General features: G+C 55.5%; 12 protein-coding genes. 4 read left to right on the forward strand and 8 right to left on the reverse strand.

The window, feature by feature from the left end; translation table 11 throughout:
* Positions 1 to 249: 249 nt before the first annotated feature.
* Positions 250 to 1,542, reverse strand: a complete 1,293-nt coding sequence (locus J3U88_RS20685; protein ID WP_207860879.1) for a tetratricopeptide repeat protein — start codon at positions 1,540 to 1,542, stop codon at positions 250 to 252.
* A gap of 64 nt (positions 1,543 to 1,606) precedes the next feature.
* On the opposite strand from J3U88_RS20685, the gene J3U88_RS20690 reads away from it, so the two are divergent.
* The gene (locus tag J3U88_RS20690; protein WP_207860880.1) at positions 1,607 to 2,203 is read left to right on the forward strand and encodes a sigma-70 family RNA polymerase sigma factor; all 597 of its coding nucleotides are present in this window, start codon (positions 1,607 to 1,609) and stop codon (positions 2,201 to 2,203) included.
* A 94-nt stretch (positions 2,204 to 2,297) separates the two neighbouring features.
* Here the strand turns inward: J3U88_RS20690 and J3U88_RS20695 are convergent, their stop codons facing one another.
* A complete protein-coding gene (locus J3U88_RS20695) occupies positions 2,298 to 3,455 on the reverse strand; it encodes a GGDEF domain-containing protein (RefSeq protein ID WP_207860881.1) in 1,158 nt (385 codons plus the stop codon).
* A gap of 381 nt (positions 3,456 to 3,836) precedes the next feature.
* Here J3U88_RS20695 and J3U88_RS20700 point away from each other — a divergent pair, with 381 nt between their 5' ends.
* The 3 genes from J3U88_RS20700 to J3U88_RS20710 all read left to right on the forward strand — a co-directional run bounded on the left by J3U88_RS20700 (position 3,837) and on the right by J3U88_RS20710 (position 11,696).
* On the forward strand, positions 3,837 to 6,251 hold the full coding sequence (locus J3U88_RS20700; RefSeq protein ID WP_207860882.1) for an efflux RND transporter permease subunit: 2,415 nt from the start codon (positions 3,837 to 3,839) through the stop codon (positions 6,249 to 6,251).
* Positions 6,252 to 6,756: 505 nt separating this feature from the next.
* A complete protein-coding gene (gene leuS / locus J3U88_RS20705) occupies positions 6,757 to 9,285 on the forward strand; it encodes a leucine--tRNA ligase (RefSeq protein ID WP_207860883.1) in 2,529 nt (842 codons plus the stop codon).
* A 332-nt stretch (positions 9,286 to 9,617) separates the two neighbouring features.
* Entirely contained in the window at positions 9,618 to 11,696 is a 2,079-nt protein-coding gene (locus J3U88_RS20710; RefSeq protein ID WP_207860884.1) for a HAMP domain-containing methyl-accepting chemotaxis protein, read from the forward strand.
* A gap of 450 nt (positions 11,697 to 12,146) precedes the next feature.
* On the opposite strand, the gene J3U88_RS20715 is transcribed toward J3U88_RS20710, so the two are convergent.
* The 6 genes from J3U88_RS20715 to J3U88_RS20740 form a co-directional block, all read right to left on the reverse strand.
* Entirely contained in the window at positions 12,147 to 14,594 is a 2,448-nt protein-coding gene (locus J3U88_RS20715; protein ID WP_207860885.1) for an OmpA family protein, read from the reverse strand.
* 504 nt (positions 14,595 to 15,098) lie between these two features.
* Positions 15,099 to 16,115, reverse strand: coding sequence for a glycosyltransferase (locus J3U88_RS20720; RefSeq protein WP_207860886.1), 1,017 nt, complete (start codon positions 16,113 to 16,115; stop codon positions 15,099 to 15,101).
* 6 nt (positions 16,116 to 16,121) lie between these two features.
* The gene (locus tag J3U88_RS20725; protein WP_207860887.1) at positions 16,122 to 16,796 is read right to left on the reverse strand and encodes a glycosyltransferase family 2 protein; all 675 of its coding nucleotides are present in this window, start codon (positions 16,794 to 16,796) and stop codon (positions 16,122 to 16,124) included.
* Positions 16,797 to 16,957: 161 nt separating this feature from the next.
* Positions 16,958 to 17,920 carry a class I SAM-dependent methyltransferase gene (locus tag J3U88_RS20730; protein WP_207860888.1) on the reverse strand — a complete coding sequence of 321 codons (963 nt, stop codon included), beginning with the start codon at positions 17,918 to 17,920 and terminating at the stop codon, positions 16,958 to 16,960.
* On the reverse strand, positions 17,917 to 20,301 hold the full coding sequence (locus J3U88_RS20735) for a ribonuclease R family protein (RefSeq protein ID WP_207860889.1): 2,385 nt from the start codon (positions 20,299 to 20,301) through the stop codon (positions 17,917 to 17,919). The genes J3U88_RS20730 and J3U88_RS20735 overlap by 4 nt, the downstream gene beginning before the upstream one ends.
* A 12-nt stretch (positions 20,302 to 20,313) precedes the next feature.
* A complete protein-coding gene (locus J3U88_RS20740; RefSeq protein WP_207860890.1) occupies positions 20,314 to 20,901 on the reverse strand; it encodes a hypothetical protein in 588 nt (195 codons plus the stop codon).
* Positions 20,902 to 20,908: the final 7 nt, after the last annotated feature.

Consider the following 20,908-nt stretch of genomic DNA (forward strand, 5'->3'; position numbering starts at 1 on the left):
ATGCGGCCTAGGGATCACCCAGATTAAAAAGATTGAAAAAAACAAGGTTGCCGGTCAGCAACCTAGAACCTAAGAGGCACTGAAGCGAGGGATTTTCGCGAAAGATCTGGAGCGAAAATGCTTGGAAAAAGCAGACCGGGGTCGCACACGACCGCACCCGCCGGGTGCGGTGAGCATTTTTACAGGCCGTTGAAACCCAGAGGTTTCGCTAAAATCAACGCGAGATATCGCGCTTCTTAGGTAGAGGGTTCAGTGATCCACGCTCTCGAAAATTTTGTTTTTAAGCAGCTTGTACTCTTTTTCGGAGATGAGTTTCTCTTCGTACAACGCACGGGCCTTGGCTAACCGCTCGGCCATGGTTAACCCCGCTTCGGTCTGATATCCCTGTAAAACCGACATCCGCTGTTCCCGGTACTCTTCAACATCAATAAGGCCGTCTTTACGCCAACCCTTTAACCGGCGCAGTTGACTTAACAATTGATCGCGGTCCTCTTCTAAACGAGCAGCCGTACTCGCTTCATGGGTGGCCGCACGGCGGGCAAGCAGCAACACGGCTAAGCCGTCGTCAATCGGTTCCAATTCAAAGGCACGCTCCAGGTGGTAAAGGGCCTTGTCGAAGCGACGCTCGAATAAATACAAGGCACCAATGTTGAAATGAAGCCGGCTCTGGTCCACGACCTTCACCTCGCCAAAGGCTTCCAAATCGGCTGCTGCTTGAAGCCCAACGTCCAAAGCGTGGGCCATATCACCCTGCTCGATGTGTTCTGCCATCACGCGCATGTTGCATTTTTTATCATTGAAAAAGTAAACGCTCACACGTTCCGTTACCGGTAAAAAGAGACCTAATACCTCACGGAAAAGGGCTTGTAGCGAGCGTTCCCGAATGGCCTGAGCCACGGCCCCACGCGGGGTTCCTTTGAGTTCGCTATCGGTGACCTCGTGGACAACTTCAATAAATTGAGGGTCGAAACGTTTTCCGGTTTTTAGGACCTGAATTTCGGCGCGCACTTGGTACGTCATCCGAGTCAGCGCCTGGTTGCGTGGAAAAAAGCCGCGTCTAAAACGTTGGCGGCTGTCATTCAAAATGCGCAAGCGCAATAGCACGCCACGCTCCCCAAGCAGACCGCTAACCAGCTGACTATCGGACCGGCTGGGTAAGCTTTCTAAGGTCACACCAAGCTGCTCCGCCCGGTCCTGAAGATCATCTGCACCGACAACTTGCAACCGCCCGTCGTTAAGGAAACCCGCCACAAGAACGGCATTCAAATCTTCGCGAAACGGGTGTGCGTCAATCAGCAAGCCCACTGTCTTAACATTTTCAATCACCCGAACTTTGTGTTGCATTTCAAACGGCCGCATCGGACGGCCTTTCGCCGAAACCTCGGCACAAACACAACAGAGAACGGCAAACCCAATGAGGCGTATCCTGTTCATTACCATGACTTTCACCTTGCATTTCTTGATGTTTGAGGCGAAGTTAGAGGTGTTGTTGTTCGGTTCTCCTCGCCCCTGCTGCTTGAAAGCACAAGCACCATACTTCAAGGTGCAGGCACCCCCTAAAAAGGATCAGCCACGTGTTCTGCATCGAAAAAAAGGAGAACCCATCATGGTGTCCCATCATCAAGGTGAAAACAGGGAAGCCCCCCGCGTCGAAGCATGGCTTCAACAATGGCGCGCGGGAAGTACCGAAGCATTTGGCCAGCTTTTTACGTTTTTTTATGAAGACTTAAAAACGATTGCGCACCACAAAATGCTACGCGAGCGGCAAGGCGGCATGCTTCAAACCACGGCTCTGGTTCACAGCCTGTACCGCAAGTGGGCCGAGGGCAAGCCCATAAAAGCGGAAACTGCCGGAGCCTTCAAAGGCTTTGCAAGCTGGGCGATGACCCAAATTTTGATTGACGAAGGCCGCAAAAGGCAACGGCGACCGCAAACGGAGAGCGGGGACGTCCCATTCCAAGTGATTGCCGCCACATCGAATGAGGCTCTGGAAATGCGGCTGACCGCCCATCAAGCCATGGCGCGTTTGATAGAAACACTTCCCGACCACGCCTACATTGCCATTTGCTATCTGCTAGAGGACATGACGCTTCAGGAAATTGCGGACGCCTATCAAATACCAAAAAGTACCGTCAACCGACACTGGCAACTGTGTAAACAGTTACTTGCACGGCATGTATCGGGTGGTCGACGACGTCACTAGCAAACATTGCGGCCTAACGCCCACAAGATCGATGCCGCAATGCCACGCTGCGTCGCACGATTCCGAACCGGTCACCCTTACAATGGGGACCGAATTAGAGTTGGCGGCTCAGTTGCCCAGGGGTGTCGCAGGCGATTTCAACCCGCTTGCGGCCCTTTTCTTTGGCTAGGTAGAGCGCGCGGTCGGCGCGATCCATCAGATTTTCCAAGGGTTCATCCGCGTCGGAAAGGGCAACGCCCGCGGAAAATGAAACGCGGAAACTGTTTTCACTGGTGCCGAAATGAATTTTGCTAAAGGCATGCTGCAACCGTTCCAAACCCACGGTGCAGGTCTCCTGGGAGGTATCGGTCACCATCACGGCAAATTCCTCGCCGCCGATGCGCGCAAAGACATCACAAAAACGCAGCTCGGTTTCGCCAAGGCGGCCAAAGGTTTGCAAAACCCGGTCACCCACGGCGTGGCCGTGATTGTCGTTGACGGCCTTGAAATGATCGAGATCGATGATCGCCACCGCATAGTTCATGTTCTTGCGCAGGCACCAAGCACGCAGTTCCTCGGCACGCGCAAAAAACTTACGGCGGTTGGCGATACCGGTCAATTCGTCGCGTTCCGCCAGGTCAGACAACTTTTTGAGTAGGTCTTGGTTTTCTAAATTCTTTTTGCGCAAACGCTTGCGCAGGAAACTGGTATAACCGGAAAAAAAGGCCAGCCACAACAACGAGGCCGAAAAAACCATGAGGTTAAAGGCCTCAAGGTGCAGGTCGATTTGATCATTTCGCCAGAGGTAAACACCCCAAAGCACAAAACAGTACAGACTGATGTTGTAAAGGGCCACCGCGAAGCACTGCCGGTAGGTCAACCGCAAAATGGAGAAATAGAAACCAAACAAGAAAAGAAACAACATCATGGCGCGACTTTCGGCGGTCATATAAAAGAGCGCGGGCGCATTCACGGTAATGGCCAAAATAATGTTGGGCATGGTCAGGCTGGCGTCTGCAAAACGCAGGTTCCACCCCTTGCGAACCACCAAAATGAACCCGATTTGAACGAAGATATGCAAGCTGATGATGGCAATACCAACCCGCGCGGGTAGCGACAAAAAGCCGAGGCGGTAGGCAAAAAACCACACTAAAAGCGCCACCCCGTAAGCGGCCAAACCTAAGTAGATCGAACGCAGGCGGGTCGCTTGCTTCCAGGCAAGACCCTCTTTTTCCAGGTCGTTGCTGTCATCTTCGTTGATTTCGAAATCCAAGGCGCACTCCGGGACCAAGTGCGAGGAGAACCCACCCGCGGTCATGCACGGCGGGTGTTTGAGATTCTGCACGGGGTTTTGGTATTTTTCCAGTTTATCAGATTTCTCCTTAACCAAAAAAAAGGATCCACAAGAAATGCAGCCCACCAAAGGATAACCTAACGCCACGCTTTACGCGCCCGACCCATCCCCGCGAATTGACCCACGAGGTTTGCCGCACGACCCGACGATCTCTCTGCTAAACCCATTCCCAAACCTGGGCGTAAAGAAGATGCCGCTCCCGGACTGCCGCCGCAACCACCTGGTTTTGGGGCGCGTCTCCTGGTTAAATAAGCGCATCGCCACCCGATGCCGACGGAATCCAACCCAAAAGGAACTTGCATGTCATCCTCCCTCGCCGCCTTATACGAAAACGCCGTTTTGGCGCATCCCCGCCGCTGCCTCCTCGCAATGGCGCTGGTGGTGGCGGCCTGCGCGGTTTTCATGCCGTCTTTTCGGCTCGATTCCGGCAGTGACTCCCTCATTCTTGAGGACGACGCCGACCTGCGCGCCTATATCCAGATCCGACAAACCTTTCCAGACGAACCTTTTTTGCTGGTGGCCTACCAACCCAAACACGATTTATTTGAACCCGCGACCCTGCAGGCATTGCGCGCACTCGTCGACGAGCTGGAACAGGTAGACGGTGTTGAACACGTGAATTCCATGCTCAACGCCCCACTGCTGCTCAGCCCACCCCTGCCGATTACCGCCTTGCTGCGCGGGATCCCCAATCTGGAAGACGAAAGGGTGGACAAAACCCTCGCGCGCAAGGAACTCACCGAAAGCCCCTTTTACAGCGAACAGTTAATCAGCCGTGATGGTGAAACCACCGCCATTCAACTGGTTCTCACCAAAAACCCGCCGCTGAGCGAAGCAATCATCGAGCGCGAGACGTTACGCGGGTCACGACGCAGCGCGGCCCTTTCGCCGGAAGAATCCGCGCGATTATCGGAGCTCGAAGAAAGGGTAAGCACGCTCACCGCGGCCGAGGCCGAGCAACAGGAAAAAATGGTGGCCGACATTCGCGCGGTCTTGGCGCGCCACCGCGATGCGGCCGACGTGTACCTAGGCGGCTTGCCCATGATCGTGGCCGATATGACCGCATTTGTACGTCGCGACCTGGTCGTCTTCGGCGCGGGCATGATCGCGTTCCTGGCGCTGGCCTTGTGGATCGTGTTCCGCAGCAAACGTTTTGTGTTTTTGCCGTTGCTCACCTGCGCCCTGGTCGTGGTTACCATGATCGGGTTGCTGGGCCTACTGGACAAACCCGCCACGGTCGTTTCTTCCAACTTCATTTCGCTGCTCCTGATTATCGGCATGTCGATGGCCATTCATATCGCGGTCCGCTTCGACAACCTCAAACAGTCCGGCAACGCGCGTACCAAACTCAAACAGGCCGTGGTAGACGTGGCCCTCCCCTGCTTCTTCTGCTCGTTAACCACCATGGTTGGTTTCGGTTCGCTGGTTTTTTCCGGGATCAAACCGGTGATGGATTTCGGATTGATGATGACGGCCGGGATCGCCGTCGCCTACGCCTTCATTTTCCTGGTGCTGGCCCCGCTGCTGGTGCTGACGACCGCGGAAACGGCGGGGAGCGGCGACGAAACAGCCGAAACCGAGGCCGAAAACCCTTTGATGCTGTGGCTCGCCAAGCTCACGGATGCCCACGGCGGCTTGCTGTTCATCGCGGCCTTGGTGCTCCTGGGCGTTTCGGTTTGGGGCACAACCCGCCTCAGTGTCGAAAACCGCTTTATCGATTATTTCCACGAAAACACCGAAATCCACCAGGGCATGCTGCTGATCGACAGCAAGCTAGGCGGCACGGTTCCCCTGGAGATCGTGATCGACGGCGGCGAAAAAAATTATTGGATCAACCCCGCCCATCGCGCCAAATTGCGCCAGGCCCATGAATACTTGGAACAACAGTCGGCCGTCGGCAAGGTGCTGTCGCTGGACGCCACGCTTAAGGTCGCCGAGGAGATCACGGGCAGCCGCCCCCTCAACAGTTTCCTGCTGGGCATGCTCAAAACCGCGCTGCCCGCGCGTTTCAAGGAGGCGGTGCTTGAGCCGTTTGTTGATCGCGACTTCCGCCAGGTCCGCCTGGTGGCGCGGGTCGTCGAAAGTGACCCCAACCTCAAGCGGCAGGAACTGCTGGACGGCATTCGCAACCACCTGATAAACGAGATTGGGTTCGAAGCAGATCAGGTGCGCATCACCGGCATGTACGTGCTTTACAACAATATGCTGCAAAGTTTGTTTGATTCCCAGATCAAAACCATCGGCGTGGTGTTTTTGGCGATTTTAATGATGTTCTTGATTTTGTTTCGCTCCTTTCCCGTCGCGATCATCGCTTTGGTCCCCAATGTGTTTCCTGTCTTTTTGGTGCTAGGGATTATGGGTTTATTGGGCATTCCCCTCGACCTCATGACGATCACCATCGCGGCGGTCAGTGTCGGCATCGCGGTGGACCACACCATCCACTACGTTTATCGGTTCCGGGCGGAATTTGAGATCCATCGCGATTACCGCGCCACCTTGTACCGCTGCCACGGCGGCGTCGGACGCGCCATGTTCTATACCTCGGTGACCATTGTGGCGGGCTTCATGATCCTGGCTGCCTCCAGTTTCCGACCCACCATCTATTTCGGGATTTTCACAAGCTTGGCGATGGTAACGGCCCTGTTCGCGGCCGTCACCTTGCTTCCCTACTTGCTGATCCGCCTGCGCCCCTTCGGCAGAGAACACCATTCTTAGCCCGCATTGCTTACAAGGATTCGGCTTCGTCGCAGAATTCCTTGGAAACAATGCGAGCGAGAACTCTGGGTGAGACGGGTGTGATCGACGGTACAGCCGGGCTCGCGGGCTAGCCCGCATCTCTCACCCGTGTTCGTCGCAAGCGTGTCAAAAAGTTTGGTAGCACAAGGCTTGCGACCGAAACCGGACACAGGCGTAGCAGGGCTACGTCGAAGGCCGGTTGACCAAGCAAACGTGGTGATAGCAGACTTTTTGGCTCGCGAAGCAGAAAACGGGTGAGAGATGCGGGCTAACCCATTGCATTCCATACTTGTCCCAGCTTCTGGAACCAAAGTACAATAGTCGATTCTGCCGTTGTTCCATTCGCGGGTTTGCCTTACAACGGCCCAGCCAATACATGCTGACGTGGAAAGGTTCGGGGGGACCGCGTCCGTCCCATCTTTGCCGCATGCAGGCGAGCCCCATCACCCGCCCTTTAAGTACGATCTTTCTTCTGGAGTGATAAGTGCCGAAGTACGACCATTTAACCATTGAACCCAAATGGCAAGCCTTTTGGGAAGAAAAGCAAAGTTTTAAAACACCCGAGTCCTTGTCCGGCCCCAAGTATTACGTGCTCGATATGTTCCCATACCCGTCCGGGTCGGGCCTACACGTCGGCCACCCCGAGGGTTACACGGCCACCGACATCGTGGCCCGTTACAAACGCGCCAATGGTTTTAACGTGTTGCATCCCATGGGTTGGGACGCCTTCGGCCTTCCGGCGGAACAGTTTGCGATCAAAACGGGGACCCATCCCGCGATTACCACGGCCCAAAATGTGGCCAACTTCAAGCGCCAGCTCAAATCGCTCGGCTTCAGTTACGACTGGGAACGCGAGGTCAACACCACCGATCCCGACTATTACAAATGGACCCAGTGGATCTTTTTGCAACTCTACAAAAAAGGGTTGGCCTACATCGCCGAGGTTCCGGTGAATTGGTGCCCGGCCCTGGGCACGGTACTCGCCAACGAAGAAGTCATCGACGGCAAAAGTGAACGCGGCGACCACCCGGTCATCCGTCAACCAATGAGCCAGTGGGTGCTGGCGATCACCAAATACGCCGACCGCCTCATCGAGGACCTGGAGCTGGTTGACTGGCCCGCGGGCGTTAAGAAAAAGCAAGTGGAATGGATTGGCCGTTCGCGCGGTTGCGACATCGTATTCAGCCTGCCCGGCCGCGACGAAACCATTCGCGTATTTACCACCCGACCCGACACGCTCTTCGGCGCAACCTACATGGTTCTCGCGCCGGAGCACCCGCTCGTCGATCTCTTAACACCCGACGAACACAAGGACGCGGTCAAGGCCTACCGCGACCAAGCCGCGCGTAAGTCCGACCTGGACCGTACCGAAAAGGCCAAGGACAAAACCGGCGTGCCCATCGGCGCCAATGCAATCAACCCCGCCACCGGCAAGGAAATCCCCATCTGGATCGCCGATTACGTGCTGATGTCCTACGGGACCGGCGCCATCATGGCCGTTCCCGGCCACGATACCCGCGACTGGGAATTCGCCGACAGGTTCGAGATCCCCATCGTCGAGGTGGTCAGCGGCGGCGACGTGACCAAGGAAGCCTACATCGGCGACGGTCTGATCGTGAACTCGGACTTCCTCAACGGGCTCAATGTGGCCGACGCCAAGGAAAAAATGATCAACTGGCTGGAAGAACGCGGCACGGGCAAAGCCGCCATCAACTACAAGTTACGGGATTGGCTGTTCAGCCGCCAACGCTACTGGGGCGAACCCTTCCCCATCCGCTTCGATGAGGAAGGCAACCATCACGCCCTTCCCGAGGACCAACTGCCGTTGTTATTGCCCGAGGTCGAGGACTACAGCCCGCCCCAAGGCGACGATCCCCAGCCCACGCTCAATAAAGCGACCGACTGGGTCAACTTCAAAGAAGACGGCAAATCCTGGCGGTACGAGACGAACACCATGCCGCAGTGGGCCGGCTCCTGCTGGTATTACCTGCGTTATATCGACCCCAAAAACGGCGACAAAGCCTGGGACCTCGAAAAAGAAAAGTACTGGATGCCGGTTGATCTCTACATCGGCGGCGCCGAACACGCGGTCCTCCACCTGCTTTACGCACGTTTCTGGCACAAGGTCCTCTATGACGCGGGCCTCGTTTCCACCAAGGAACCCTTCACCAAATTGGTTAACCAAGGCCTGATCACGGCGCAGAGCTACCGCGGCAAGGACGGGTATGTCCACGCCGATTTGGTCGACGAAACCAAACCCGGCACCTTCGTAAACCGCGAAACCGGCGAGGAACTCGAGGCCCAAATCGAGAAAATGGCCAAGTCCAAGGGCAACGTCGTCAGCCCCGACGTCATCGTTGCGCAGTACGGCGCCGATTCGTTCCGCCTGTACGAAATGTTCATGGGCCCACTGGAGCAGTCCAAACCCTGGAACACCCAAAGCATCGAAGGCGTGCGCCGCTTCCTCGAACGCACCTGGCGTCTCGTGCTCGACACCGAAAACGACAACCTGAACGCGGCACTGGTCGATGGCTGGGGCAATGACCAACAACTCATCAAAGAGGCCCACAAAACCATCAAAGGGGTCACGGGAGACATCGAAGGCATCCGCTTCAACACGGCCATTTCCAAGATGATGGTATTGGTCAACAGCCTCACCAAAGCCAAGCAAAAACCCCGCGACATCATCAACCGCCTGCTGATCCTGCTCAATCCGTTTGCCCCACACATCTGCGAAGAGCTGTGGGACCGACTCGGCCACGACACCCCAATCACGGCGGAAACCTGGCCCACCTTTGAGGAGGAACTCACCAAAGAGGAACTGATCCAAATGGTGGTCCAAGTGAACGGCAAGAAACGCGATACCTTGGAAATGGCGGCCGATACGGACAAGGACTCAGCCCTGGCCCAGGCCAAGGCCCTGGATAAAATCGCGGGTTATCTGGACGGCGCCCAAATCATCAAAGAAATCTTCGTCCCCGGCCGCCTGATTAACTTCGTGGTCAGGAAGTAAACCGCAACCAAGACCGATAAAATTACAAAAAGGCCTCGAATCCATGCGATTCGGGGCCTTTTTATTGTGGCACCCAACGACGGCCTTCAAACGTGGGTTCCGCGGGGAAACTAAACCGCCACGGGCGGATCCCAGGTGCTGATCAGCATCCCACCCGTTAAACGGTCCCCTTTTTTAAGATTTACAATATCAGAACCGAGTAAGAGAGCAGCAGCCGAATGAACAAGACCTTAATTAATACCGCTGCATCGGTGCGTGGAAAACAAGAGCCCCAAAATGCTATCGAAAATTCGCCGCACTAAAGAAGATACAAAATCGAGGAAAACATGAGGATGAAAATATATCTCTGGGTTAGAAATTTTACAGACCACGCTAAAATACGCACAAAAATGATTATCGGCTTTGGCTCAATCTTGATACTAACTGTAATTGTTTCCATCTTCTCGGTCTATGATCTTTACAAAGCGAATAATGTTTTTGAGTTATACCGCTCCTATGCGCTACAGACCAATCAAATGGGGCGTGTACAAGCGAATCTTCTCACGGCTCGTTTAAATGCTAAGGATTTCCTGATTAGCCAGAAGGATTCAGCAGAAGACGAAGTCCACGAACGCATAAAAAAAACCGCGGACATGATCAGCGAAACTGAAAAATTATTCTTGCGCGGCGATGCCGTAAAAACCATATCTAAAGCGAAATCGACGATAGCATCTTATGATAACTCGTTCACAGAAGTCGCCAATCTATCACGGGACCGGGAAAAACTCATCGGTCAATTAAATGATCTGGGTCCGCGGGCTGAGAAAAATATAACGGCGATCATGAAAAGTGCCTTTGAAGATAAGGACTCCACCGCCTCTTATCTTGCCGGCTTAAACCTAAGGAGTTTGTTGCTTGCACGCCTGTATGCAAACCGTTTCTTGGTGGATAACATCCCCGACAACGCAACGCGCGCGGAAAAAGAATTGCAGGAATTCGCCAGGCTTGCGTCAGAGATGAAACGAGAACTTCAGAACCCAAAACGAAGAGCACTATCCAACGAGCTTATTGAAATGGCACGTGGGTATGAAACCACCTTTAAGGAGGTTGTGGAATTATCCCAGAAAAGAAATCAAATTGTCAGCACGGTCCTTGATGTCGTAGGCCCGCAACTTGCCGACGAACTAGAGGTACTAAAATTAGAGAACAAACAGTTCCAAGATAGACTTGGTCAAGAGGCATCGGCGCAATTTACCCAATCTTTTTTCACCATTATTTTAAAGGTTCTCTTAATTATAGGTATCGGCATTTTTCTAGCTACAAAAATCGGCAAAATCATTGCCGAGCCGGTAGCCAATATGACGGACACGATGACGAATTTGGCAAAAGGCAATCTAGAATTCCAGGTTCCAGACTTGGACCGATCTGATGAAATCGGTGATATGGCCCGTGCCGTAAACGTGTTTAAAGACAATGCCATTGAAATGAAACAACAGGAACAGGCTTTGGCTAAGACCCGGAAAGACCACACACAGCGCGAAGCCATCGCCAAAGAAGCGCACCAGCGCGCGATCATGGAACTTGCCGACAGATTCGATTCTCAAATCTCCCATCTCATTGACAGCCTGGTCTCCTCTTCGACCAAAATGAAACAATCCTCGGCCGATATGAAAGATGTTGCACGGGAAACAACCGATGCAAGTGTCACCGTGGCTTCCGCCTCCGAACAATCGAGCACCAGTGTGACCCTCGTCTCACAGGAAATGAAAGAGATGGTGTCGTCCAGTGACGCCATCAGCGACCAAATCATAACGGCCCAGTCCAAATCAAAGGATGGGATGACTTATGTGGAAAAGGCGAATACCACCTTCATCAATTTAAATGAACGTATTCGGAGCATTGATGATTTTGTCGTATCGATTCAAAAAATCGCCGAGCAAACCAACTTATTGGCGCTCAATGCGACCATTGAGGCGGCACGCGCGGGCAAAGCAGGTGCGGGCTTTGCCGTTGTGGCCGAAGAAGTCAAAAACCTTGCAGCGGAGACGGCTGAAAAAACAGCCGATATCAGCAAAAAAGTTGACGAAATCCAATCGGCCTACGCCGGTTCCTTGGAAGTCATCGGCCAAATCGATGCGGTCATGAAGGGCATCGATGAGTCGGTCACAAGTGTTTCCTGTGCGGTCGAAGCACAACACACGACGTCAGAAAGTATCAATCGAAGCATTTTTGAGGCGAGCAAAGGTGTGCAGCAAGTGTCGGCGATTATTCAAGAGGTCAAGGAAGGCGCAACGGTTGCCGGGCATACCTCCAGCACGGTGCTGGACATCGCCGCCACCACGGCTCAAACATCGGAAGCATTAAAAGCCACGGTGGAACAGTTCCTCACGCAAATCCGATCAAATTACGGGCGCGCCAACGAGGCGGCGTAACCGGGACGACGGCACATCCTTCTCAACCCAAATACCGGAAATCCTCGCCGCAATTCAATCTGAAGATGCGATTCCTTTCGTCGCGTCCTCGGGTGGGTCCTAAACAGGGTCATCTCATCCGGTAAAACGACCGCGTCGATTGGGAACGGAACAACCTGACCCGAATTCACCCCGCTCAACCGAAAGCGGACTCGGGCCAAGGCGGGTTCTCACCTGAGGCCGTAACGCCCGTCAAAAAACCTCGACCATTCCATTTCCTTCAGCACTCGCCTCGCAACGTGCCCCAAATCCGTTCGGCGAACCCCTCCCGCTGACAGGCAAGGGATCTAATTCTTCTTTTTGGTATGCCCTGCCGGGCACACCAAAAAGAAACCCCCCGCCAAAAACTGACGGAGGGTGCTCGGTTTCTTAGGTTGTAGGAAGCGCCGCAATGGTTGCGGCGCCGGTGGCTTATCGTTTGAACTCAACCACGGTGATGCGGACATCGTCGGTGGCCAAGCTACCGCTGGTGTCGCGAACGATCAAGCGGAACTCGTAGCTGCCGCGCGTGGCCGTGAAGGTAGGCGTTGCGGTGTCGCCACCGGTCAACTCAACCGGCAGGCCGGAAAGCTGGGTCCACTGGTAGGTGAGCGCGTCGCCGTCGGGATCAAACGAACGAGAACCGTCGAGGGTAACCACCCGCTGACCAAAGAAGGATTGGTCGGCGCCGGCCGCCGCGATGGGCGGTTGGTTGGGGGGACCCACGTTAACCGTGACTTCCGCGGTGGCTGAGCCGGCGCTGTTGGTCGCGGTCAAGGTGTAGGTGACGGTTGCTTCAGGCGTCAGGATGACGGTGGCGGTTGCAGCCACTTGACCCAAGTTGCTGATGGTGACGGTTTCGGCGTTTTGGGTCGACCAAGACAAGGTCGTGAATTCACCCTGCTTGATGTCGTCCGGGGTCGCGGTGAAGAAACCAATGGTCGGCGTCGGCAATTGACGCACGGTCACGGTCACTTCCGCGGTAACGGAACCGGTCACGTTGGTTGCGGTCAAGGTGTAGGTGGTGGTGGCCTCGGGGCTCAAGAACAACACACCGCTGTCGTCAACCACGCCAATGCCGGAGATTTCCACTGAATCAGCGTCGGTCACGTTCCAAGACAAGTTGGAAATGCCGCCGAGGTCGATGGTGTCGGGGGTGGCGCGGAAGAAGGAAACGGTGGGAACCGGGATGGGGGCCGCTTCCATTTGGATGCGAACCAGGTCGGACGAAGAGCCGCCGAAGTTGTCACGAACGGTCAACTGGAAGGCGTAGGTTTCGCCGGCAACACCGGTGAACTGAGCGCGGGCACTTTCCGCGTTTTGGATTTCGACCGAGGGACCGGAAGTTTGGACCCACTGGTAGGTGAGCGCATCGGCCTCGGGATCGTAGGATTGCGAACCGTCCAGGACAACCGTGCCGGCGGGAACCTCGGTGCGGGAAGCACCGGCTTCGGCAATCGGCGCGGTGTTGCCGTTGCGAATGCGACGGGCCAGGATTTCGTAACGAACGCGAGGAATATCAACCGGTGAGAGGCCGGGCGTCGCGCGGTAGCGGTTAGAGGCCCAGGAACCCATTTTGATACCGGCCAAGTAACGGAAGGAATCGTCGTCGTTGATGAGGTGCGATTCGTTCATGTCGGCAGACAGGTACCAAGAGAAGTTGTCGCGGATCAAAACGTCGAGTTTCAGGCTCGCGGACAAACTGGCGTCGGATTCACCGTCAATGGCACCGAAGTGACCGCTGAAATCCACGGTGTCGGTCATGGAAAAACCAAAGTGCATGCCGTATTGGTTGGGCACGTTCACGTACCATTCATTGGCAAATGCGGTTTGGGTGGCCACGCCGGCGGGATTGGTGTTGAAGATTTGGGTGGTCGCAAGCACGTCGCCGTCGGCAAACGCGCTGGTGGCAAACAAACCGACCTTACCGCGCTCTAACTGGATATCGGCAATCAAAGCACCTTGACCCATACGCGCGGTATCAAAGCCGTCGATGCTGGCGTATTTGTAAGAACCGGCGGCGGCGATTTTGAAGTAACCCTGTTGGTAAACGAAGGCGGCGTCGAATTGACCCTCTTCTTCGCGGTTGTCGTAATAGTTCACATCACCTTGTAACTGAACGGCAAAGTGTTCAGAGACGGGTTTGAAGTACAAACCTTCGAGGCGACCGGTGAACTTGTTGTCGTTGTCCATGCCCAAACCGAAGCTCACACCGGACACGTTGTCCGGGGCGTTCCATTTGCCGGAAACACCACCGTGACCGATGGCAACCGGCGCGGCGGTGCCGTTGCCGGAGTCAGGCAGATTAAAGCTGTCTTTCAGCGCCTGAACCTCTTTTTCGAGGTCGGACAACTTTTTCAGGATCTCGTCCTGTTTGCCCAAGGCCATGCCGCCACTGGTGGATTCGGCTTGCGCCTCGGCAAATTCAGCTTTGCCAAAGAACAAAAACAGCAGACGCTCGTAGCTGACTTTGCGACGCGTACCGTTGGTGGTTTCAAATAGGAAAAGGCTGACCCGACGGTTCTGGAAGCGACCTTCGCGGTTTTGGTTGTTGTGCGTTGAATCAACGCCTTCGCCGCTGGTCGCAATCTTGGCGCCGGTGACGCCTTTGCCTTCCAAGTAACTTTTAACGGCGTTGGCACGTTGCAGGCTAAGCCGTTTGTTGTAAGCGGTGGTTCCGATGGAGTCGGTGTAACCCACGACTTCCAGATCGAGGTTGTTGTGTTTTTTCATGACCGCGGCAAGGAGGTCTAGGCCTTGAAAGCCATCCACAACAACGGAGGAGTTCAATGGAAAGTTGATGTCCTCCAGATTGTCGCTTGCGTGTGCCGGCGACAAAACGAAACCGAGAATTAAGGCAAAAGTAAGTGCTCGAATCATGGGGTGAATGCCCTCCAAGTCAAGATAATCAAAGTACATGTTGGTAAAAAGAGCGTCAGTTTTTGCATGGTGGACTAGGCGATTCTAGCATTGCCCCTAGGTAGGAACAACCGCTAACCCGCATTTATAAGGGTTGATCCTTAAAGCAAAGGCCGAGCGCGGGTTAAGCGGCCGGCTAAAGGTCGCCAAACAGAAGGGATTCCTCTGAAAAAACCCGCGTTTTTACCTAAGAAGCGCGATAAGCGTGAGGGATTTTGGCTAAAGATCTGGAGCGAAATGGTCTGGGAAAAGCGGGCCGGGGTTGCGCACGACGCCCACCCAATGGGTGCGGTGAGCATTTTCACAGACCGTTGCAGCCCAGAGGTTTAGCTAAAATCGCCGCGAGTTATCGCGCTTCTTAGGTTTTAACACCCTTGACCACCCTTCGCTTAACGATGGTGCGCGAAGGAAAAACAGAAATGGCCGCGGAAGCGCAGGTCCGGCCACACCTTAACCGTGTTCAGGCTAATCCTGTAGCGTCAATTCACGTAAAGAAATGCGATAGTGACGCAGCACACATTTCATCTCGCGACTGCCCAATTTTCGCACCAAATGTCTGCGTTTGGACCACATACGCGGCAGTTTCAGCAGAGCGTGCCAGTGGGCTTTGACCAGCGCACCCAACATGGCCGCGGTGCCGATATCGCCCGCGGCACCACCCGCGGCGCCTTTACCGCGCAGCACGGCCCAGGCGTTGGCAAGGTGGCGGAGCAAGCTGAACCAGGGCACCAGCAGCAACCAATCAAGCGGAAAGGTTTTCACGGCCAGCCACAATCGGTTGCGCTCTATGAAATACAGCTTGCGAGCGCTGAATTTGCCCAGGGTGGCGGAGTGTTGGTGAATCACCACGGCACGCGGTTGGTAGCGGCACTGGTAACCGGCCCAGCGCAAACGCATGCCCAATTCGGCATCCTCGGCGTAGAGGAAAAAGTCGTCGTCAAACAAACCCTCGGCGGTACGGCAGTATTCCAACGCGCTGCGCCGATAAAAGGCGGCACAACCGTCGGGCCACAAGGCCTCGTCGCTCCCATCGTATTGGCCGCGGTCGACCTGGCCGGTCCCGCGACCGCGGTTTTGGCCGTCGCGGTAAATCAGATGGCCGACCTTGTCGATATGGGTGCGATCCGCGCGCAGAATTTTACAGGCGACCATGCCGACGCGCGCGTCTTCAAACAAAGGCAAGGCCTCCGCCAGCCAAGTCGGCTCGGGCTCCGCGTCGTTGTTGAGCAGCACCACCACGTCGCCGCTCGCGACGCGATATCCCGCATTGTTCCCGCCGCTAAATCCAGTATTCTCAGCCAGAAAGACCGCTCTCAAGCCAGGAATTTCCTGCTGTTGTAGCCATGCCTGGGAACCGTCTTCACTGGCATTGTCGACCACAATGATTTCATCGGCGGGCCGGGTTTGGCGTTGCAGCGCGGCGAGACAGGACGGCAACAGATGCAAGCCGTTCCAGTTGACCACAATCACGGAAACACGCACCGGCGTTTACCCCAAAAACCGTTTGCGGGCGAGGAAAAGCAGGTTGCGAATTCCGTCACGGTAAGGCTGCAATTTGATTTCGCCTTTGCGCGCGGAATACTTGATGTGCTCCTCTTTGAAACGCACCTCTGGATTGCGAATGACCTCGATTTTGATCTCCTCGCTAAACGCCATCCCGGGTGAGGTGAGGTTAATTTTCTCGAGGATGTTGCGGCGGAAGACCCACATACCGGACTGACTGTCCTCAATCGGGAAGCGGAACAAAAGCGCCATGGCAAAGGAAAGAATTTTGTTGCCGATCCAGTGTTTGAAACTCATGGATTCCTGGTTGAGGATGGGGAAACGGCAGGCGCTCAGGAAATCAACCTCGTAATCGAGAAACACGTCGAGCAATCTACCCAAATCGTGGATCGGGTAGCTGTGGTCGCCGTCGAGGGTGCAGATAATATCGGTTTTGGCGTGTTTGAAACCACGCATGTAGGCGCGGCCGTAACCACGCAAATCTTCGCTAACGACGAATGCACCCAATTCGCGGGCGACGTCGGCGGTTCGGTCGGTCGATCCGTTGTCCACCACAATGACCTCGTCAACCCATTCAGGGGCCGCGCCGAGCACGGCGCGAATGCCGTCCTCTTCGTTGAGGCAAGGGATCACCACGGTGACCGATAGTCCTTTGTACATAGAATTGTGTCCTTCAACAAACAATAAAACGAGAAAGAAAGGAGCAATAACTGAGCCAATCATGCATCGCCGACGCATCATACCAAAGCGCACCGCCCGCCGCGCAATAATAATGATCGACACCCACCTGTCTCAACAGCCAGAGACCAGCCCACGACGCTTCAACCCTTGCGCGCGTGAATGGTGGTCATGCTCCCGGCACCGCACAACGCGGCCAAGGCTTCCCACGGCGCCGCGGCCCAGGTAAGCGCCAAGTAGAGCAACACAGGGAGGCCGCCGCCGCGACGGTTGATCAACCGCCAGGTGGGTTCGCCTTGGCGGAACAGCGAAGAAGACGCCGCCGGTGGGCCGTCACGCAAGGACCAGGTCGACCACCGGTCCAAGGTGAACCCCACTTCTTCCAACAACCGCAACAAAGCCTTGGGTTCGAACAAACACAGGTGGCGCGGAATCTCCAGGCCTTTCCAGTGTTTGCCGAACAGGCGGCCTTGCCAGCTATGGCGGTTGGGGACGCGCAACAAGATGCTGCCGCCGGGTTTGAGCGCGCCGTGGATTTTGGTCAACAGACCACGCGGGGAACGCACGTGTTCCAACAGGTGGAACAAACAAACGGCGTCAAAGCCCTCGCGATCCGGTGACCAATCGTCCACATCCCCCTGGCTAACCTTGAGCCCAAAGGTGTAGCGCGCAAACGCGACCGCGCGGGGATCACTCTCCAAACCTTCAACTTGGTAACCGGCCGCGGCGATGAGCGCGAGCCAATCGCCGCGGCTACAACCCAAGTCAATGAGTTTGGCGCCGGGCGCGAGGTTCAGGCGGGCGATCCAACCCATTAAATCGGCTTTGAGCATGGCTTGAATGTAAACCTGTTGGGCACGTGCCATCAGGCTTGATTCACCGGTTTGCTCTTGCCAGTATCCCGACGGGTAGAAATCGTTGATCTCGGCCCGCGAGGGCAGCGGCCAAACAAAGTCGGACCGGCAGCGACGACAGCGGTAAAGATCGACCTCGGCCTCGGTCACCCGATAAAAGGTGTCGCCGAACCGTCCCTCGTGCTCACCGGGCCCACCACACACCAAACAGGTCGCCTGTTCAGGTGCGGCGACAGGGGCCTGTATGGTCATTTCTGTTTCCCTTTACCGCCCTTGCGACCACCCTTTTTGCCCTTGTTGCTTTTGGCCCACAGTTTCCCGGGCGAGCTCTTGCGGGACGGCCCCTTTTTGCGCGGACCGCGACCTTCCTCACGCGCACCGTCTTGGCCTCTGCCGCCGTCGCGGCTACCGCGCGGCGCGCGCTCAGCCGACTTGGCGGAACGGCGCGGCCGGTTGGAGACACGGGTCGCGGAAGGTCCCATTTCAAGCTTTTCCCAACGGGACATGCTCGGCTCAAAATCGATTTTGCGGGTGATGTAATCCACGCGCAGTAAACGAACCTTAAGCGGATCGCCGGCCTTAAACTGCCGTCCATTGCGCGCGCCGACCAGCGCCAGAATTTCGGGCACGAATTCATATTCGCCGCCGGGTAAGGTCTCGACATGGACCAGGCCGGAGACAGGTAGGTCGTTGAGCCGCACAAACAAACCAAAGGATTTGACGTCGTCGATCACGCCTTCCATTTCGTCGCCGACATGTTCCTTGAGGTAACGCAACATTTTAAGCTGCACAAAGGTCTGTTCGGCACGTGCCGAGGCACGTTCGCGCTTGGAGATCTGCTTGCAAACGGCCTCCAGCTGTTCATCGTCGAAATGCTCGGGCAACACCCGTTCCCTGCCACCGGCCAAAACGGCGGTCAGGCGGCGGTGAATGATCAGATCGGCATAACGTCGAATCGGACTGGTGAAATGGGCGTAATATTCAGAGGCGAGGCCGAAGTGGCCGCGGTTCTCGATGTTGTATTCCGCCATTTTCATCGCCTTGAGCACCTGGGTCTGCATGACTTGGGCGTTTTCATGGCTTTTCAATTGCGCCAACACGGTATTGATGGCCCGCGCCGGATCATCGGCCAGAAAATGCGGCACGTCAACGCCGTGGGCCGAAAGCAACGCGGCCAAACGCTCGAGCCGCTCCTCGTCCGGTTGGTCGTGAATGCGGTAGGGCACGGTAATCCCCAAACCACTCATCTCCTCGGCGACACACTCGTTGGCCAAAACCATAAAGGCCTCGATCATGTGGTTGGCGGCGGTTTGGTGTTTTTCCTGAACCCGTTTCATCAACAGATCCTTGCCCAATTCCATGCGAACCTCGCCCATGTCGAGGTTGAAGCCGCCGCGTTTAATGCGCTCGCGGCGCATCTTTTGCGACAGCGAAATCGCCAGGTCCAAGCTGGGCACCACCTCTTCATAGCCGGCGCGCATGTTGGCGTCACCCTGGACGGAAACCGCATCAACAATCTCGTAAGTCAGGCGATAACTGCTGCAAATTAAGCCTTTGCAGAGTTCCCAATCCTTAACCACGCCGTCTTGATCAAGCCGCACCACGCAAGACAAGGTATAACGCGGCACGTTGGGTTTCAGCGAACACAACTCGTTCGACAGAATTTGCGGCAACATGGGAATCGCCTTGTGCGGCAGGTAGGTACTGTTGCCCCGTGCCCGCGCCCACAGGTCGAGCGGACTGTCCTCTTCAACGAAATGCGACACATCCGCGATGTGAATGCCGACCTCAATGTCACCTTGCCCGAGTTGTTTGAAGTGCAGGGCGTCGTCAAAGTCACGCGCGGTGGCACCGTCGACGGTAAACACCATTTCGTCACGAAAATCGCGCCGATCACCCAGCTCAAATTCGTAGGCGGGGTTAAAATCTGCAACCTGCTCCATGACGCGGGGATCAAAGCTGCCGGGAATCTCGTTTTCCGCCAACACAATCGCCTCGTCGACGACCGGGTCCTCGTAGGAACCGAGCACGCTGTCGAATTCAAACAAACCCCGTTCGTCACGCTTAAAGGTGGCGATTAATCCAGGCGTCACCTTCTCGGGTTCGCCCACCAATCGGTCGGGGTCGAGGTTGTAATCACTGAACGGGGTAAACACGATTTTCCCGGCAATCGGCTGATAGATGCCCACCAAAACGGAAACCCCGTAACTTTCAACGCCGATAATCTCGGCGCGCACCCGGCCGTAGGCATCGCCGCGCCGCTTGCGCGCCCGCACAATGTCGCCGTGCAGGGCACCGTTGAGGTCTTCCTCCTGAATCATCCAGTCGCGGCCCTTCTCGACGGCGACAAAACCGTAACCGGCGTTGGCAATGGACAAGCGCCCAACGGTTTCGTCGCGCGCGCGGGTTTTCTCGCGTTTAACGGCACGAGCACTTTCTTTTCCATTGGGAACCCAATAGAAGGAGCCGTTTTTAACCACCTTGCCCTCTTTCATCATTTCCCTGAGGATTTGGCGGATAAACTGGCGGTCGTTGGGCGGTAAGCCCAATGCTTTCAAAATGTTTTTCAGCTTAATCGGATCTTCTTGACGTCCGAGATACTGAAGGATCTGTGTTTCAAATTCTATTTTCATATGACAATGTACCTAATTATTCGGGCCGCACAACAAGGCGGCGTGAGCGCGTTGGTTAGAAAATCGCGCTGTTCTCTGAAATTCATGCAACGCGGCGGTGACGTGCATGGGCTTTCTAAACATTAACCTACCGAAAAAACGCATCACCGCTTTGGGGTGACGCCACCAAATAACATCGTTTTTCGGGGTGTGAACCCGACCCGTTTCGTTCCGGGTCGGCTGGAAAAAGACCAACATACGGTTGGTCTTTGGCGTGGGAAAACCGTTCGAGGCAAAAGCAGGTGCCCATGGTGGCGAATCCTGATTGAGACGTGCCTCGCGGCTTGAATCATCCGAGGTCGCGGTCGCCTTCACCAAGTGCTGCTTGGATGATGGTTTCATAGGCAACCTAAAACCGGCGCACTTCAGGTTCGTGCCCGACCGGTGCGGTAAACAACAATCATGATCGTATCGATCCTTTTTCAACAACGTCACAACGGAACCGGTCCGTCGACGCCCACATTTCTCATCAACATTCTTCAATCCATCGCCGCCAAGCGAACGCGGATGAGAAATGCGGGCACCCACATTGTACGGAGCCAAGGTGTAAATAGCTACCAAAAAAGGC

Source organism: Acanthopleuribacter pedis, from assembly GCF_017377855.1.
Lineage (GTDB): Bacteria > Acidobacteriota > Holophagae > Acanthopleuribacterales > Acanthopleuribacteraceae > Acanthopleuribacter > Acanthopleuribacter pedis.

Bases quoted from the DNA above. Each gene is read 5' to 3' on its own strand.
- J3U88_RS20690 (WP_207860880.1), top strand. From the start codon at position 1,607: ATGGTGTCCCATCATCAAGGTGAAAACAGGGAAGCCCCCCGCGTCGAA.
- J3U88_RS20700 (WP_207860882.1), top strand. From the start codon at position 3,837: ATGTCATCCTCCCTCGCCGCCTTATACGAAAACGCCGTTTTGGCGCAT.
- J3U88_RS20710 (WP_207860884.1), top strand. From the start codon at position 9,618: ATGAAAATATATCTCTGGGTTAGAAATTTTACAGACCACGCTAAAATA.
- J3U88_RS20715 (WP_207860885.1), bottom strand. From the start codon at position 14,594: ATGATTCGAGCACTTACTTTTGCCTTAATTCTCGGTTTCGTTTTGTCG.
- J3U88_RS20725 (WP_207860887.1), bottom strand. From the start codon at position 16,796: ATGTACAAAGGACTATCGGTCACCGTGGTGATCCCTTGCCTCAACGAA.
- J3U88_RS20730 (WP_207860888.1), bottom strand. From the start codon at position 17,920: ATGACCATACAGGCCCCTGTCGCCGCACCTGAACAGGCGACCTGTTTG.
- J3U88_RS20735 (WP_207860889.1), bottom strand. From the start codon at position 20,301: ATGAAAATAGAATTTGAAACACAGATCCTTCAGTATCTCGGACGTCAA.